The sequence below is a fragment of the Sphingomonas sp. PR090111-T3T-6A genome (assembly GCF_000383095.1).
GTDB lineage: Bacteria > Pseudomonadota > Alphaproteobacteria > Sphingomonadales > Sphingomonadaceae > Solisphingomonas.
Map to the genome: position 1 here is coordinate 1,121,461 of NZ_AORL01000021.1, position 16,419 is coordinate 1,137,879.

Genomic DNA, 16,419 nt, shown 5'->3' on the forward strand with positions numbered 1-16,419 from the left:
CAGACCTCCCTCTGCACGATGGCCCGTTCCATGATGCGGAGCGCGCATTCGTGAGGCAGCATCCCAGAATTCGCCGGACATTCCTCTTCCTCCAGGGCCCGCACGGCTCCTTCTTCCCCAAGCTCGGTAACGCCATGGAGCAGGCGGGGCATCGCGTGCGCCGGATCAACTTCAACGGCGGCGACCGCGCAACCTGGCCGAACGGCACGGATTTCCGCGGCAAGGACCGGCACTGGCCGGCTTTCTTCGAGCGCTATCTCGCCAAGGAAGCGGTCACCGACCTGATCCTGTTCGGGGACAGCCGCCCGCATCATATCGAGGCCGTCGCCATCGCGCGGGCCGCCGACGTGCGCGTCCACGTCTTCGAGGAAGGCTATATCCGGCCTGACTGGGTGACGCTGGAACGCGACGGCGTGAACGGCAACTCGACCCTGTCGCGCGATCCGCAATGGTATGTCGAGCAGGCGCGCGGCCTTCCGGCGCCGGGCGAGCATGAGCCGATCCCCTCCTACACGACGGCGCGAGGCTGGGCGGCGTTCTTCTATTATGCGGAGGTCGTGCTCCAGCACTGGCGCTTCCCGTTCCACGGCAGCCACCGTTCGCGCAATCCGGTGTGGGAGGGCATCATGTTCCTCCGCCGCTTCTCGAAGCATGACGAGGATCAAGCGCGGACGCAGCTCGACCTTGAGCGCCTTGAGAAGACAAACTATTTCCTCTTTCCGCTCCAGTTGAACTCGGATTACCAGATCCGCGTCCACTCCCCCTTCGGCGAGATGCGGCCGGCGATCGAGACGGTGATGCGCAGCTTCGCGGCCCATGCGCCCGCCGAGATGATGCTCGCCATCAAGGAGCATCCGCTCGACAGCGGCCTCAAGGACTGGCGCACCGTCGTGGCCGAGATCGCAGCTTCGCTCGGCATCGGCGAGCGGATCGCCTTCCTGGAGCAGGGCGATCTGCTGAAGCTCGTCAACGGCTCGCGCGGCATGGTGACGGTGAACAGCACGAGCGGCACGCTGTCGCTCGCCGCTGGGCGCGCGGTGAAGGTGCTGGGCGATGCGGTCTACGACATCCCCGGCGTGACGGACCAGCAGCCGCTGGACAGCTTCTGGCTGAACCCGACGGCGCCCGATCCGACGATCTACGACGCGTTCCACCGCGTTCTCGCCAATCGCTGCCTGCTGCACGGGGCGTTCCTGAGCAATGCCGGCATCGACCTGCTCGTCTCCGCCGCCATGAGCCGGCTGACCGAGGCCGGCCCCGTCGATCTGGCCGTGCCCGTCGCCCGTCCATGACGACCGCCTGGCGCGATCCCCGGGATACGCGCACCCGTCCTCCCCTAGCCGACCAGCCCGAGATCCTGCTCGACATCTCGCGGCTGGTCTCGCGCGTACTGCACAAGACGCCGACCGGCGTGGACCGGGTCGAGCTGGCCTATGCCGAAGGGCTGCTGCGCGAGGCGCCCGAGCGCCTGTCCTTCTGCCTCGTGCATCCGACCGGCTTCTACGGCCGCATCCCGACGAAGACCGCCCGCGCCTTCCTGGAGGCGACCCGCGCCGCGTGGGCCGGGGAGATCGAGATTCCCGCGAGCGGGCCCGGCCGCAAGCTCCACGCGCTCAAGGTGCTGTGGCAGATGCGCCCCCGCCGCGCGCGGCCGGGCGGATCGGCGCGCCGCGTGCTGGTGCAGAGTTCGCCGCACCATCTCCACAACGAACAGCTTGTCCGGGACATATTGCGGCGCGAGCAGGCGCGCCTCGTCTGCCTGATCCACGATCTGATCCCGATCGAATATCCCGAATATGCCCGCCCCGGCGGGGATGCGCTCCACCGGCGCCGCATCCGGACGGTGGCGCGGCTGGCGTCTGCGGCGCTGGGCAATTCGGCGGCGACCTTGCGCTCCTTCGCGCCGCACCTCGCGGCCGAGCGACGGGACATTCCGCTCCGCGTCGCCCATCTCGGCCTCCACGACGAAAGCCGGCCCGTGCCGCGTCCGACCGCCCAGCCCTATTTCGCCTGCCTCGGCACGATCGAGGCGCGGAAGAACCATCTCCTGCTGCTCAACATCTGGCGGCAATGGGCGGAGGAAGCCGGGGACCGGCCGATCCCGAAGCTCGTCATCATCGGCCGGCGCGGCTGGGAAAACGAGCAGGTCGTCGACATGCTCGATCGCTGTCCGGCGCTGAAGGGGCATGTCGAGGAGATGTCCGCCCTCTCGGACGCGGACATGCGCGGCATCGTGGCGGGCGCCTGCGCCGTGCTGCTCCCCTCGTTCGCGGAAGGGTTCGGGATGCCGGTGACGGAGGCGCTGGCGCTCGGCACGCCGGTGATCTGCAGCGACCTGCCCGCGCTTCGTGAGGCCGGCAGCGATGCGGCGGACTACATCCATCCTCTGGATGGTATCGGCTGGCACAATGCGTTAATCGAGTATAGCGCTCCGGGGTCGGGACGCCGCGCAGCCCAGCTCGCGCGGATGCAGGCCTGGGCCGCCCCCAGTTGGGAAGAGCATGTGCGGATTGTACTGAAGACCGTTGAGGAAATTGCCTGATGTCGGACGTTCGGCTGAGCGAAAGCCCTACGACAGTCGACAAGGGAACGTCGTTCCTCCAGTCGCTCGAAATCCAGCTCCGCGTGATCGGCGCGCTGCTGATGCGCGAACTGCACACGCGCTATGGCCGCGACAATATCGGCTATCTCTGGGTCGTCGCTGAACCGCTGATGTTCGGCAGCGTCATCGCCGCCATGCACAGCGGCCAGCGCGGCCATGAGGGCGACATGAACCCCGTGGCCTTCGCGGTTACGGGCTATTCGATCTTCATCATCTTCCGCGGCATCGTGAACCGCGCGGAGGGCGCGCTGCCAGGCAATCTCGGCCTGCTCTATCACCGGATGGTGACGGTGCTGGACATCACGGTCGCGCGCGCGCTGCTGGAACTGGCGGGCACGGTTTCCGCCTTCCTGATCCTGCTCTCGATATCGATCGCGATGGGCTTCACCGACTGGCCCGCCCGCCCGCTCTATCTGATGCTCGGCATCTTCTATGTCTTCTGGGTGTCCTTCGCGCTGTCGATGATCATCACGGCCGGCACCTATGAGCGCCATACGCTCGGCCGGCTCGTCCACCCGGCCACCTATTTCGCGATGCCGATTTCCGGTGCGTTCATCGCGGTGTCCTGGATTCCCGAACCGTATCGCAGCTATCTGCTGTGGGTGCCGCTGCCGCATATGTTCGAGATGGTCCGCTATGGCCAGTTCGCCAGCGCGACCCTCGAATATGTCGATCTTCCTTATGCAACCGCCTGGAATGTGGGGCTGACCCTGATCGGGCTGCTGCTGCTTTCCACCGTTCGCAACCGCATCCAGCTCAGCTGATCTGCCCGCGCAAAAACCTGCTTCGATAGGCATCATTCATGAACATGCACGGTTTCATAACCCCGGCCCATTCGACCGATCATGGAAAGGCCTCGCCAGGCCGGCGCATGATGGACTGGATGCGCAAGCGTCGGCCCCTCATGCTGATCGTGGTGTTGCCGACGCTGCTGACCGCGCTCTATCTCTATGTGATCGCGGCCGATCAGTATCAGACGGAAGCGCATTTCGTGATCCAGTCGTCGACGGGCACGAGCATGCCGATGAGCATCGGCGACGTGTTCGGCTTCTCCGGCCCGGTTTCGTCGAGCCAGTCGCAGGCGATGGGCGTGTCGGACTATCTCGGCTCGCAGGAAGCCGTCGACACTCTCCAGAAGCAGATGAATCTGGTGCAGATTTTCCGCCGTCCGGAAGCGGACATGCTGTCCAAGCTCCACCCCGCCGATCCGACGCCCGAGCGTCTGCACGATTATTATGAGGGCCGGGTGAAGACCCGCTACAACCGCGACACCGGCATTTCCACGCTGGAGGTCCGCGCATTCCGGCCGGGCGATTCCTATGCGCTCATCCAGCGCCTGCTGACGCTCGGCGAGGAGCGCGTGAACCAGCTCAACCAGCGCTCCTACAACGACGCGGTGCGCAACGCGCAGCGCCAGGTCGATGAAGCCGAACAGAATGCCCGCGACATCGAGGCGCGCATGACCGCCTATCGCCAGGGCAATGCCGACGTCGATCCGACCGTCTCGGGTGTGCAGCAGTCCTCGCTGCTGACGCAGATTGAGGGCAGCCTCGCCTCAGCGCGCTCGCAGCTCGCGCTGATGGGCACGATGATCGATCACAACAGCCCGCAATATCGCGCGATGCAGCAGCGCGTGTCGGCGCTGGAGGCCGAGGTCGGCCGGCAGAAGGGCAAGCTCACCGGCTCGGGCAGCACGGTCGCCTCGCGTCTCGGCGGCTATGAGGATCTGAAGGTCCGTCAGGCGTTCGCTGCCAAGCGCTACGAAGTCGCTTCCGCCGCGCTGGAGAAGGCGCGCGACACCGCCCGCCGCCAGAGCCTCTATCTGCTGCGCATCGTCGATCCGTCGATGCCGGTGAAGGCGCTCTATCCGAAGCGCGCGGAGACGCTGCTCACCGTGTTCCTCTCGCTGCTGGTGGCCTACAGCATCGGCTGGCTGATCGTGGCCGGCGTGCGCGAGCACACCGCGTAACGAACGGGCGCGAACGCCGCTGATCCGTTCCGACGATGGCGCTGTTCGCTCTCTGGCATGAGGAGGCGGTCCGGCTCGGGCCGCCTTCCCTGCTTCACGAACGCTTGCGGGACGAGGCGCATGTCGTCCCGGACCGGAGCTTCGCGCTCCCGATCGCGACGCGGGGCGGTGTGTGGCAGCTCGCCGCCTTCGCCACCGACACGCATTTCTACCGCACCGACGAGCAGGTCTGGACCGACCCGGAAGGCGGCGCCTGCGTCATCCATGGCGTGCTCTGGCGGCAGCGGGATGGCGTGCCCAGCCTCGTCTCCGCCGCCGAGGTGGCACGGCTGCTGGAACGCCCCGGACAGCGCCTGCCCGACGATGTGACCGGCGAATATGCCGTCGCCCGCCTCCATCCCTGCGGCACGCTGACGGCCTTCTCCGATCCGCGCGGGCTGCACCAGCTCTTCCGCCGCACCGACAACGACGCGATGGTCGCCTCGCGCGCTGCCTTCCTCGCGCTGCTGGGGCAGGACTGGACGCCCGAGCCGGAGGCGGGGCTGTGGCTCTCCACCATCGGCTATCGCGTCGGCCGCGCGACGGCGTGGCGGAATGTTCGCCAGCTCGCCGCGCCGATGGTGGTGGAGAACAGACGGGCGCGCCATCTGCCCCCCGCCGCCATCCTCCCCGTCCCCGGCACGCCACGCGGCTTCGAGGCGGAGGGGAGCGAGGCCCTGCTCGAACGCGGGCTGGAAGAGGCGCGCGCAGCCGCCCTGCTCGGCGCGGGCGACGGGATCGTCACGCTCCCCATCACCGGGGGCAAGGACAGCCGCGCCGTGCTCGCCATCTGCCTCGCAGCGGGCTTGCGCGACCGGCTGCAGCTTTTCACGCGCGGGCCGGAGGGTCATCCGGACGTCGAGGCCGGCCGTCTGATCGCCGCGCGCATCGGCGTTCCCCATCGGCGCGAGACGGCCCCCGGCCTACGCGCCCGCACCGACTGGGACGCCGACATGTTCCATGCCGCCCTCGCCCGGCTGGTCTATCAGACCGACGGCGGCATGGGTGGCTGGGATCTCGTCAGCGGCACCGCCAAGGGCGCGACCACGACGATGACCGGCCATCTCGGCGAGGTGCTCAAGGCCTATGCCAAGGGCGGCGGCGATGGCGTGCTCGACCCGGTGGCGATGATCCGGCTCCAGGCCCCGTTCGATCCACTCGAACTGCTGCGCCCGGAGGCCCGCGCGGCGATGGTGGCCGAGGTGGCCGCGCAGATGGACGCCGCCCGCGCGGAAGGCGCGGAGGAGGCCGATCTCCCCGATCTCTTCTACCTCCGCAACCGCGTGCCGAACTGGCTGGGCGGCATCCGGGGCATCAAATCCTTCGAGCAGCAGCCGATCATGCCGCTCGGTGTCGACAGCCTGCAAGCGCTCGCCTTCCGCCTCACGGCCGGCGAGCGGCGGCAGGAGCGGCTGCATTTCGAGATCGTCCGCCGCCTCGCGCCCGAACTGCTGGACCTGCCCTTCGCACACCAGAGCTGGAACGCGGCACTTCCCAACGCGCCGCAGACACCACCGCTGCTCGCCGCGCCCGGTCTGCCGTTGTTCGGCAACTGGCAGCATTCGGTGAACTATATGCCCCGGCTGCGGGCGTGGCTGTCCGACCTGTTCCGCACCACGGACGTGGCCCTGTGGGACAGCATCGACCGCGAGCGGCTGCTGGCGCACCTCCGGGATACGCGTTTCGACTATTTCGGGCTGATCGGCCTGCTCGGGCTGACGGCGGCCGTCTTCCACGGCGCGGGCATCGTCCAGCCGGACAAGATCGGCGCGGACGATGGCCCCGCGCTCCGCCGCCCGATCGCACCGATCGCCTCGCAGGCGCCGATCACCCATGTCGCGCCGTTGTCGGGTTATCTCGATGCGGCCACCGGCGCCGCGTCCCTGTCCGCGCCAGGCCGGCTGCGGCTGGAGGGCACGGGCGAGGTGTCGCTCGACGGCTGGCTGTACCTGCCCGAATGGCCCGGCGCGCAGCCGGCCCTGCGCGCCCATGTCGCGGGGCGGACGATCGCGCGCGCCGCCGCCAGCACCTTCCGCGCCGATCTGCTGGCCGCCGGCATCGGCCACGGCGCCTATGGCTTCTCGCTCCGCTTCGACGCGAGCGAGGTGAAGCCCGGCGACGTGATCGAGATCGGCGGTGTCGACGGCGCGACGGCGTTCGAGGGTGGGCATCTGGAGGTCGAGGCATGAGCCGCAACATTCTCGTCGTGGGCCAGAGCCACATCGCCGCGATCCGCTCCGCGGCCAGGACCCGCCGCGAAACGAACCCCGAAGCCCCCCGCACCCGCGTCATCCACACGCTGGAGGAGCGCTATCGCCCCGAGATGGAGGGCGAAGGGCCGGATGCCCGCTTCGGCCCGAGCCTCGTCGAGACGATCCGCGACCAGCTCGACCGGCACGACCCGCTGTTCGCCTCGGCGATGGGCGGCAATTTCCACAACGCGATCGCGCTGGTGCAGCATGAACGGCCGTTCGACTTCCATTTGACCGGCGGCTCCCCCTTGCCCCTCGACGAGGCCGCCGAGCCGATTCCCGAGGCGCTGGTCCGCGCTGCGCTCGAAAAGGGCATTGCGCGCGATCTCGCGCGGCTGCGGCGGCTGGCCGAGTTCGGGCCCTTCATCCATATCGAGAGCCCGCCCCCGCTGCGGGACGACGCCGCCATCGCCGTGCAGGCCGACGCCTATTTCCAGGGGCGCGGGCTGGAGGCGCGCGGCGTCGCGCCCGCCGGCCTGCGCTGGCGGATCTGGCGGCTCAACAGCCGCATCGTGCGCGAGGCGGTGGAGGCGCTCGGATGCCGCTTCCTCCCCGTCCCCGCGACGCTGTGCGATGCGGACGGCTTCCTGCTGCCCCATCTCGCCGGCGACGCCACGCACGGGAACGAGCAATATGGCGAAGCGCTGATCCGCGCACTGGAGGCCATGGCATGACGGACCATCCCTATCGCGCGATGCCGGACACGGCCTATTGGCGGCGCTCGGTCGCGGCGACGGCGCCATGGGCCGATCCGATCGCCGGCCCCTTCCTCCACCTCTCCCGCGAGGACAAGGTGGCGACCGCCGGGAGCTGCTTCGCCCAGCACATCGCGCGCCATCTGGCGGCGAGCGGCTTCCACTATCTCGTCACCGAGACGGCGCACCCGATCGTCCCCGCCGAGGCCGCGAAGGCGGCCGGCTACGGCGTCTACACCGCGCGCTACGGCAACATCTACACGACGCTCCAGCTCGTGCAGCTCTTCGACCGCGCCTATGCCCGGTTCACGCCTGCCGAGGCCCCGTGGCGGCTGGCGGACGGCGGTGTCGCCGATCCCTTCCGGCCGACCATCCAGCCCGGCGGCTTCTCCTCCGAAGCCGAGCTGCTCACCGACCGGGCGCATCATTTCGCCAAGGTCCGCGAGGCGTTCGAGACGCTCGATGTGTTCGTCTTCACGCTGGGGCTGACCGAGGGATGGGTCTCGGCGGCCGATGGCGCGGCCTTCCCAATCTGCCCCGGCGTGGCGGGCGGGACGTTCGATCCGGCTGCCTACCGCTTCCACAATCTCCGCGCGTCGGAAGTCCGCGCGCAGTTGCAGGACTTCATCGCGCGACTGCGCTCGGTCAATCCGCGCGCCCGCGTGATGCTCACCGTCTCGCCCGTGCCGCTCGCCGCCAGCGCCTCGGCGCAGCACGTGCTGCCGGCGACGATCTACTCCAAATCGGTGCTCCGGGTGGCCGCGCAGGAGGTGTACGAGGAGGTCGGCGACGTCTTCTATTTCCCCTCCTACGAGATCGTCACCGGGCCGCAGGCGCGCGGACGCTTCTACGCCGAGGATTTGCGCGAAGTGACCGAGGAAGGCGTGTCGCACGTCATGTCGGTCTTCCTCCGCCACGCCGCCGGGATCGAGCCCGGCATGCCCGCCGCCCCGTCCCGCGAGGTCGAGACGGGAGTAGCCCCCGACATCGCCGCCTGGATCGAGACGATGTGCGACGAGGCCATGCTGGACCAGCCCTGACACGCGCCGTTGCGGACGCCCCTGCCCTCCGCTACCCGATCGTGGCTATGAACCGTATCGCCATTCTCGTGCTGGGCATGCACCGCAGCGGAACCTCGGCGCTGACATGGCTGATCGGCCGCCTCGGCGCGACGCTGCCCGCCGACGCGATCGCGCCGACACCCGAAAATCCGCGCGGATATTGGGAGTCGACCGGGCTGGTCGCCGCGGACGACCAATTGCTGCGTGTCGCCCGGTCGAGCTGGTTCGATCCGCGTCCGCTGGATTTTTCCCGACTATCTCCCAATGCCCTTGCATCGAGGCGCCGCCATATCCGTGAAGCGCTAGAACACGCCTTCGGTACGGCTCCTCTCTTCGTCGTCAAGGATCCCCGCCAATGCCGCTTCGTGCCGGTCGTGCAGCATGTGCTGGGCGAAATGCACGTCGAGCCCCGCGCGGTGCTGATGCTGCGCAACATGGTGGACATCGCGGCTTCCATCGCCAGCCGCGACGGAACCACACCGGCCTATGCCCATCTGCTCTGTCTGCGCCACATGATCGACGCCGAACAGGGCTCACGCGCAATGCAGCGAGTCGTCGTCGACTATGACGCCATGCTGGCCGACTGGCGCGATACGGCGCGGCGCCTAGCGCCGTTGCTCGGCCGCGACACGGATGTCTTTGAAACCGGCGAAGCGGCCGAGATCGATCGCTTCATCGATCCATCGCTGCGGCATCATCAGCACCCTCGCGCGGCGTTGGAGGAACCCCTCGCGGGGATCATCGTCGAGGTCGAGGATGGCCTGCGCGGACTCATCACCTCTGATGATGCTTCTGCGCGCGACCGGCTCGACCGCGCCTACGCTCGTTTGGAAGCCCTCCCCTGGCTGGAAGGCGATGTCGTCCATGATGAGCTTCGCCACCGCCGTATGGCTTCCAAGGCGATCGAAGATGCCACGCCTCCAGCCGAGCCTACCCAGAAAGCGAAAGCGACAGTGACGAACCCGCCCCCGCCGCCGGCACACGACCCTTCGGGCGACGCGGCGCTCATTCGGAACAGCGGCTTGTTCGACGCCGATTGGTATCGTGCGCGCTATGCTGACGTGCCGGCCGACATGGACGCGGTCGATCATTATCTCACCATCGGCGCGGCGGAAGGGCGCAACCCCAGTCCGCTTTTCGACACCGGATATTACGCGCGGCAGATGGCAAGACGCCTTGCCGGGCAATCGGGGAACACCCTGTGAAGGCTGCCTTCCATCTCCATCTCTTCTATCCCGACATCGCGCTCGACCTGATCGATCGCGTCGCCGCGCTCGGCCGCGCGGATATCGACCTGTTCGCGACTTACAGCGGACAACTCGATCCCGAGATCGACAGCGCTCTGGATCGCGTGCCGGGCGCGGTCGAACGAATGGAAGTACCCAACGCAGGCTGGGACATCGCCCCTCTCTTCGCCATCCTGCCGCAGCTTCGCGCGCGCGGATATGACGTCATCTGCAAGCTCCATACGAAAAAGGGTTCGTCCGGCTACGCCGCCGAATGGCGCGACATGGCCTATGATGGGACGATCGGCTCGCAGGCGTTGGTCGCTGACATCCTCGCCGCATTCGAGCGCGATCCGTCCGTAGCGCTGATCGGATCAAGGCCACTCTACAAGTCCGTCGCCAGTCACCAGTTCCGGAACGCGGAACTGCTTTCGCGCCTCGCCCCACGGATTGCCGCGCCGGCTTATCCACCTGCGGACTGGGGCTTTTTCGCAGGCACGATGTTCTGGACGCGCCTTCCCCTGCTGGAGCGGCTGACCATGGTGGTTGCCGACTTCGAAAAGGGCGCGCACGCGGAGGGGACCGATCGCGATGGAACCCTCGCGCACGCGCTGGAACGGCTTTTTGGTTTGGCGCCCATCGCCGATGGAGGAAGTATCGGCCTCGTCGATGAAGAGGGAATCGAGATCACGCCCGCTCCAGGCAAACCCAGCCATGAGCCGATCATCCGAACCCTGGTAAATCGCGCCGAACGCTCCGTTGCTCCCCTCGATACCGAGTTGGTCGAGCTAATCCGCGCGCACAATCCGCTGGTGGATTATATTCGCACCGGCCGTGACGAGGATGCACTGGATCCCAATCCCTATTTCTCCAGCAGCTTCTACAACCGCACGCACGCCGACGTGTTCGCGGCGGGGATGCATCCGCTCCACCATTACACACATCATGGCGCCACTGAGGGTCGCATGACCGGGCCGTTGTTCGACGGCCTGCATTATCGGATGACCTATCCGGACGTAACCGGCGATCCGCTGCGCCATTTCCTCGAAATAGGCCTCGCCGAGAAGCGCCTCGCCATCGGGATCAGCCAACCGGAATATGAAGCGACAGAAGACGGCCCTCGCCGCTTCTACCCCGTCTTCGACATCGAGCGCGAGCAGGCCTTCCTGCACGCCATAGCAAACCTCCCGCCCGAGCAGGTCGAACGCGCCCGCGACACGCTCGTCAGCATCGTCATGCCCGCCTACAACCGCGAGGCGACCATCGCGTCGGCGATCGCCTCCGTGCTGGAGCAGACGCACGAGCGCTTCGAGCTGATCGTCGTCGACGACGGATCGACCGACGCCACCTGCTCGGTCGTCGCCCAGTTCCTCGCCGATCCGCGCGTGAAGCTGGTGAAGGCGCCCCATGGCGGCGTCTCGGCGGCGCGCAATGCGGGGCTGGCGGAGGCGACCGGCGAGATCGTCGCCTATCTCGATTCCGACAATCGCTGGAAGGCGTGGTTCCTCGACGTGATGGTCCGGCATCTGACCGCCACCGGGCAGACGGCGGCTTATTGCGGTATCGCGCTGCGCGATGATCTCAGCCACCTCACCGGCTATCGCGGCGACGATTTCGACTGGGAGGCCTGCCTCACCCAGAATTATGTCGACCTCAACGCCTTCTGCCACCGGCGCGACGTGCTGGACGAGGTAGGCGTGTTCGACACGAAGCTGCGGCGGATGGTCGACTGGGATCTGATCCTGCGCATCACCAGGGGTCGCGATACGGGCTATGCGCCCTTCGTCGGCTGCGACTATTTCGACGGCCGCGCCGATCGCGAGCGGATCACCGTCTCCGAGCCCGCCGCCTTTCAGAAGATGGTCTGGACGAAGAACCGCCAAGGGCTGGAGATCGGCAGCAAGGCCTTCGCCAAGGCACTGAAGCTTACCTTCGCGATCAAGATCGCCGCACCCGAGGACGAGAGGGACGCCTGGGGCGACTTCCACTTCGCGCAGTCGCTGGCGGAGGCGATCGAGCGGCTCGGCCACAAGGCGCGGATCGACTTCCGCCATCAATGGTCCGGCCATGCGCTCGCCGACGAGGATGTCGCGATCGTGCTGCGCGGGCTCATCCCCTATACGCCGCGCCCCGGCCAGATCGCGTTCCTGTGGAACATCAGCCACCCCGATCAGGTCGGCTATGAGGAATATGACCGCTATACGCGCATCTACTGCGCCTCGGCCTCGCACGCGGCGCTGCTCAAGCATCTCGTGAAGCCGCCGGTCGACGTCCTGCTCCAGGCGACCGACCCCGCGCGCTTCCACCCCGAGACGCCGGCCGGGGATGCGCCCGACATCCTCTTCTGCGGCAATTCGCGCGGGATGGATCGCGAGATCGTCCGCTGGGCGATCGACGCCGACCGCGAGCCGACCATCTACGGCGACGGCTGGGCCGGCCTCGTGCCCGACGCGCTGGTCGCCGCGAAGAACATCGACAACAAGGCGCTTGGGCGGCTCTATGCGGGCTCGGGCGTGGTGCTGAACGACCATTGGCCGTCGATGCGCGCCTTCGGGCTGGTATCGAACCGGCTGTTCGACGTGGTGGCATCGGGCGGGCGCGTGGTGTCCGATCCAGTGCCCTCGATCGCGCCGCTATTCGGTGACGCGGTGACGCAGGTGGCCGATGCCCGCGAGGCGCGGCGCGCCATCGACAGCCTGCTCGCGGCGCCCGCCGATCCCGAAACGCGCCGCAAGCTCGCGGAGACGGTCGCAAAGGAGCACAGCTTCGACGCCCGCGCCGCCAAGCTGGTCGGCGATGCGCTCCGCACACTCGGCTTGGAGGGACCGGAGGCGCCCCGCACGACACCTGCGCCGCGCAAGCCGCTCCGCGTCCACATCATCGCTCCGCACGGTCCCCACGGCCCGCAAAGCTCGGCCTTCATCCGCCTGATCGCCCCGCTCACCGACGAGAGCATCACCGGCCGCATCGAGGTCACGCTGGGTTCGTCGGCCGACCCGGTGCCGCCCTCGGACGTCTGCATCGTCCAGCGCACCGCCATGCCGACGGTCGAGGCGGTGGACGCCCTCATCCGCCAGCTTGGCGCGATGGGCGCGACGCTCGTCACCGAGGTGGACGACACCTTCACACGGATCGGACCGGATCATCCCGAGGCCGCCTTCTACCGCCCGCTCAACGCCGCGCTGGAGCGCGCCATCGCCGCGTCCGCCGAGACATGGTTCTCGACTGCCGAGCTGGCGCAGGCCTATCGCGGCATCGCCACCAATCCGCATGTCCGCGCCAACATGCTCGACCCGCGACTGTGGCGCGACTGGCGCAAGCCGCGCCCCGCGCCCTTCACGGGCGAACGCGTGCGGATGCTCTACATGGGCACGCACACCCATGGCGCGGACTTCGCGATGATCCGCCCGGCGCTGGAGCGGCTGGCCGAGGAACGCCCCGGCAGCTTCGGTCTGACCGTCATCGGCGTCTCGCCCGACATCGAGCCCGCGCCGTGGATGCATCGCCTGTCGCCCCCGGCCGAGGCGATCGCCTATCCGCGCTTCGTCCACTGGCTGCGCGATCAGGGGCCGTTCGATGTCGGCCTCGCCCCGCTGGTCGACAACGACTTCAATCGCGGCAAGTCGGACATCAAGCTGCTCGACTATGCCGCGCTCGGGCTGGCGGCGCTTGCCTCGGACGGGCCGGCCTATGGAGCCGACCCCGCCCTCCCCGCCACGCGCGTGGCGGACGATGGCTGGCATGAGGCGCTCGCCCACATCCTCGACCATCGCGACGCAGCGCGCGAGGAGGCCGCCCGCCTTCACGAATATCTCTGGCGCCATCGCGCCGTTTCCGAAATCGCTCCGGCCCTGCTCGCGCGGCTGGAGCGCCTTGTGGCCGCGTAGGAAGGACCACGATCATGTCTCGCACTCTCGGCCGCGTCGCCCTGCTCGCGCTCCCCCTGCTGCTCGGAGGGGCCGCGAGACCGCGCCCGCCGCTCCAGCTCCAGTTGCCGCTCCAGTGCCGCATCGGGCAGGACTGCGCCGTCCAGAACTATATGGACGACGATGCCGGCCCGGCCGCGAAGGACTATCTCTGCCGCGGCCGCACCTACCAGGGCCATAACGGCATCGATTTCCGCATCCCCAGCATGGCGCGGCAACGCGCCGGGGTGAATGTCGTCGCCGTCGCGCCGGGCCGCGTGCTGCGCACCCGCGACGGCGTGCCGGACATCTCGGTGAACGAGCGCGGCAAGGCCGCCGTCACCGGCGAGGAATGCGGCAACGGACTGGTGATCGATCACGGCCATGGCTGGGAAAGCCAGTATTGCCATCTCGCCAACGGCAGCATCCGCGTGAAGCCGGGCCGCCATGTGAGGGCCGGACAGGTGCTCGGCCGCATCGGCCTCTCGGGCGATACCGAGTTCCCGCACGTCCACCTGACCGTGCGCAAGGACGGCAAGGCGATCGATCCCTTCGCCTATGGCGCGGCGCCGGGCTCCTGCGGCGGCGGCGTGCCGTTGTGGAAGGAACGGTTGCCCTATCAGCGGGGCCAGGTCTTCGTCGCCGGCTTCGCCACGCGCGCGGTCGAGATGGCCGAAGCGCAGGAGAATGGCGCCGACCAGCAGCCCCGCGTCAACCGCGACGCCCCCGCACTGGTGGCCTTCGTGCAGGCGCTCGGGCTCGAGAAGGGCGACATCCAGCGCCTGCGCGTCAGCGGCCCCGGTGCCGTGGTGATCGCCGACGAGCGGGCCGAGCCGCTGGATCATGACAAGGCCCAGACCATCTTCAACGTCGGCCGCCGCCGGCCTGCGCAGGGCTGGGCCCCGGGCGTCTATCAGGCCGATTACAGCGTCCGCCGTGACGGGGTGGACGTGATCGTACGGAGCTTCCGCATCACGCTTTGAGCCGGCCCGGACAGGACAAAAGCGGCGAGCCCCCCGAAGGGATGGCTCGCCGCCAGCCAGAGACCTCCCCCAGTCGCTGGATCAGACGAAGTCGGACACCGCCATCGACGTCGGCGCCACGCCCTTCAGATCGATGACGCTATCCACCAGCGCGGTGTGGCTCGCGCTGTAGAAGAGATAGGTGTCGCTGCCGACGCCAATCGCGACGACGCTGCCCGAAGCGCCGGTCAGCAACCCGGTCACCGCCGCGATCGCCGCCTCGACGGTCCCTGCGACGCCGCCCTGGATCACGCCCGCGGGCGCATAGCCGATGTCCAGATGGTCCTCGCCATGGTGGAAGTCGGTGATCGTATCGGTCTGGCCCAGCGTGGTGAGGCTGAGCAGCGCGGAATCGTTGCCGCTGAAGTGGAAGGTGTCCGACCCCGCGCCGCCGGTCAGCGTGTCGACGCCCAGATCGCCATAGATCTGGTCGTTGCCGTCGCCGCCGGTGATGGTGTCGTTGTCCTTGCCGCCGCGCAGCACATCATCGCCCGCGCCGCCATCGATGACGTCGTTGCCGAAGTTGCCGTTGATGGTGTCGTTGCCGTTGCCACCGGTGATGTGATCGTCATCCTTGCCGCCGTTGATGCGGTCGTCGCCGTCGCCGCCGTCCAGGATGTCGTTGCCGGCATTGCCCTGGATATAGTCGCCACCCGCGCCGCCGCTGATCGTATCCGCGCCGTCGCCGCTGACGTCGGCCGTCATGCCCATGCCGTAGAGATGGTCGTTCCCGTCTCCGCCGGTGATGACGTCATTGCCTGCGCCGCCGAACATATAGTCGTTGCCGCCGCCGCTCGTCAGCGTGTCGTCGCCGCCGAGGCCGTAGATGCCGTCGTCGCCGCTGGAACCGTTGAGCGTCTCGGCGCTGTCCGTACCGGTGATCACATGCGTGCCGTCGGCCAGCGTGACATGGCCTTCCTGCGCCGCCGTCCTCAGTTGCAGCGACGGCAGCGAGAGCGTGTTGCCCAGCGCGGACAACGTCGTGTTGAGGCCACTCGATGTGATCGACAGATTGTCGAGACCGACCGTATCGGGAAAGCTGAGAGTGTCGCTGTTCGACAACCCCAACGTGCTCAGCAACAGGTTCTCGACCGTGCCGAGAAGCCCAAAGACGAAATTCGCCACGACCCCGTTCCCTTCTACAAAAGGTTGCGCACCCCTGCGGAAATCATGAGGACGACGATCCGAACAACAAATGGTTAACGGGATTTTATCTATGTTTTCTAGACCATGGCCTTATGCAGCCATGCAACAAATCGAGTTTTATTAGCGGTTTCATTGCAACAGCCCCCTTCCGCACGACGTGGCGCCGAATCAGGGACCGGGAAATCGCACCGCGATGGGACAGGCGAGGAGCCCGGCTCCCGAAAGGCCGTCGCCGGGAGGCGCGGTTCGGAGGCGGAAGCGGGCTTTCCATGGGCGAAACCTGAAAAATCCGCCATCATTCCACTTACGACTTCATTTTCTCACGCGAGAAGCCCATAGTCGGTTCGGCTCGAAGATATCCTCGCGTATCGGAGGATATCGGGCCTTCGTCCGAATGTGCATTGTGGGGAGGCTGAGCCCAAAGGCCTCCCCACTTCAGCATTCCGGACCTGCCGCGAGCGCCCTGCGCCGCCGCCTTCCCGATCCCTCCGCCGATCAGAGC

General features: G+C 67.8%; 11 protein-coding genes. 10 read left to right on the plus strand and 1 reads right to left on the minus strand.

Annotated features, from left to right (window positions below):
- Window positions 1-50: 50 nt before the first annotated feature.
- The 10 genes from ST3T6A_RS0115585 (at window position 51) to ST3T6A_RS0115630 (ending at window position 14,732) form a co-directional block, all read left to right on the plus strand.
- On the plus strand, window positions 51-1,292 hold the full coding sequence (locus ST3T6A_RS0115585; RefSeq protein WP_026359766.1) for a capsule biosynthesis protein: 1,242 nt from the start codon (window positions 51-53) through the stop codon (window positions 1,290-1,292).
- Window positions 1,289-2,542 carry a glycosyltransferase family 4 protein gene (locus ST3T6A_RS0115590; RefSeq protein WP_019833883.1) on the plus strand — a complete coding sequence of 418 codons (1,254 nt, stop codon included), beginning with the start codon at window positions 1,289-1,291 and terminating at the stop codon, window positions 2,540-2,542. Before ST3T6A_RS0115585 ends, ST3T6A_RS0115590 begins: the two co-directional genes overlap by 4 nt.
- Window positions 2,542-3,366, plus strand: a complete 825-nt coding sequence (locus tag ST3T6A_RS0115595; RefSeq protein ID WP_019833884.1) for an ABC transporter permease — start codon at window positions 2,542-2,544, stop codon at window positions 3,364-3,366. The genes ST3T6A_RS0115590 and ST3T6A_RS0115595 overlap by 1 nt, the downstream gene beginning before the upstream one ends.
- 107 nt (window positions 3,367-3,473) lie before the next feature.
- Window positions 3,474-4,571 carry a hypothetical protein gene (locus ST3T6A_RS0115600; protein WP_019833885.1) on the plus strand — a complete coding sequence of 366 codons (1,098 nt, stop codon included), beginning with the start codon at window positions 3,474-3,476 and terminating at the stop codon, window positions 4,569-4,571.
- Window positions 4,572-4,606: 35 nt separating this feature from the next.
- Complete coding sequence (locus ST3T6A_RS0115605) at window positions 4,607-6,799, plus strand: hypothetical protein (RefSeq protein ID WP_019833886.1); 2,193 nt, start codon at window positions 4,607-4,609, stop codon at window positions 6,797-6,799.
- Window positions 6,796-7,536 (plus strand): hypothetical protein, encoded by a 741-nt coding sequence (locus tag ST3T6A_RS0115610; protein WP_019833887.1) that lies wholly within the window; start codon window positions 6,796-6,798, stop codon window positions 7,534-7,536. The genes ST3T6A_RS0115605 and ST3T6A_RS0115610 overlap by 4 nt, the downstream gene beginning before the upstream one ends.
- Complete coding sequence (locus ST3T6A_RS0115615) at window positions 7,533-8,597, plus strand: GSCFA domain-containing protein (protein WP_019833888.1); 1,065 nt, start codon at window positions 7,533-7,535, stop codon at window positions 8,595-8,597. Before ST3T6A_RS0115610 ends, ST3T6A_RS0115615 begins: the two co-directional genes overlap by 4 nt.
- A gap of 47 nt (window positions 8,598-8,644) precedes the next feature.
- Window positions 8,645-9,823: a sulfotransferase family protein gene (locus tag ST3T6A_RS0115620; RefSeq protein ID WP_019833889.1), complete on the plus strand. Its 1,179-nt coding sequence runs from the start codon at window positions 8,645-8,647 to the stop codon at window positions 9,821-9,823.
- Complete coding sequence (locus ST3T6A_RS0115625; RefSeq protein ID WP_019833890.1) at window positions 9,820-13,731, plus strand: glycosyltransferase; 3,912 nt, start codon at window positions 9,820-9,822, stop codon at window positions 13,729-13,731. The genes ST3T6A_RS0115620 and ST3T6A_RS0115625 overlap by 4 nt, the downstream gene beginning before the upstream one ends.
- A gap of 14 nt (window positions 13,732-13,745) precedes the next feature.
- Window positions 13,746-14,732, plus strand: a complete 987-nt coding sequence (locus ST3T6A_RS0115630; protein ID WP_019833891.1) for a M23 family metallopeptidase — start codon at window positions 13,746-13,748, stop codon at window positions 14,730-14,732.
- Window positions 14,733-14,813: 81 nt separating this feature from the next.
- On the opposite strand, the gene ST3T6A_RS20375 is transcribed toward ST3T6A_RS0115630, so the two are convergent.
- Complete coding sequence (locus ST3T6A_RS20375; RefSeq protein WP_019833892.1) at window positions 14,814-15,896, minus strand: calcium-binding protein; 1,083 nt, start codon at window positions 15,894-15,896, stop codon at window positions 14,814-14,816.
- Window positions 15,897-16,419: the final 523 nt, after the last annotated feature.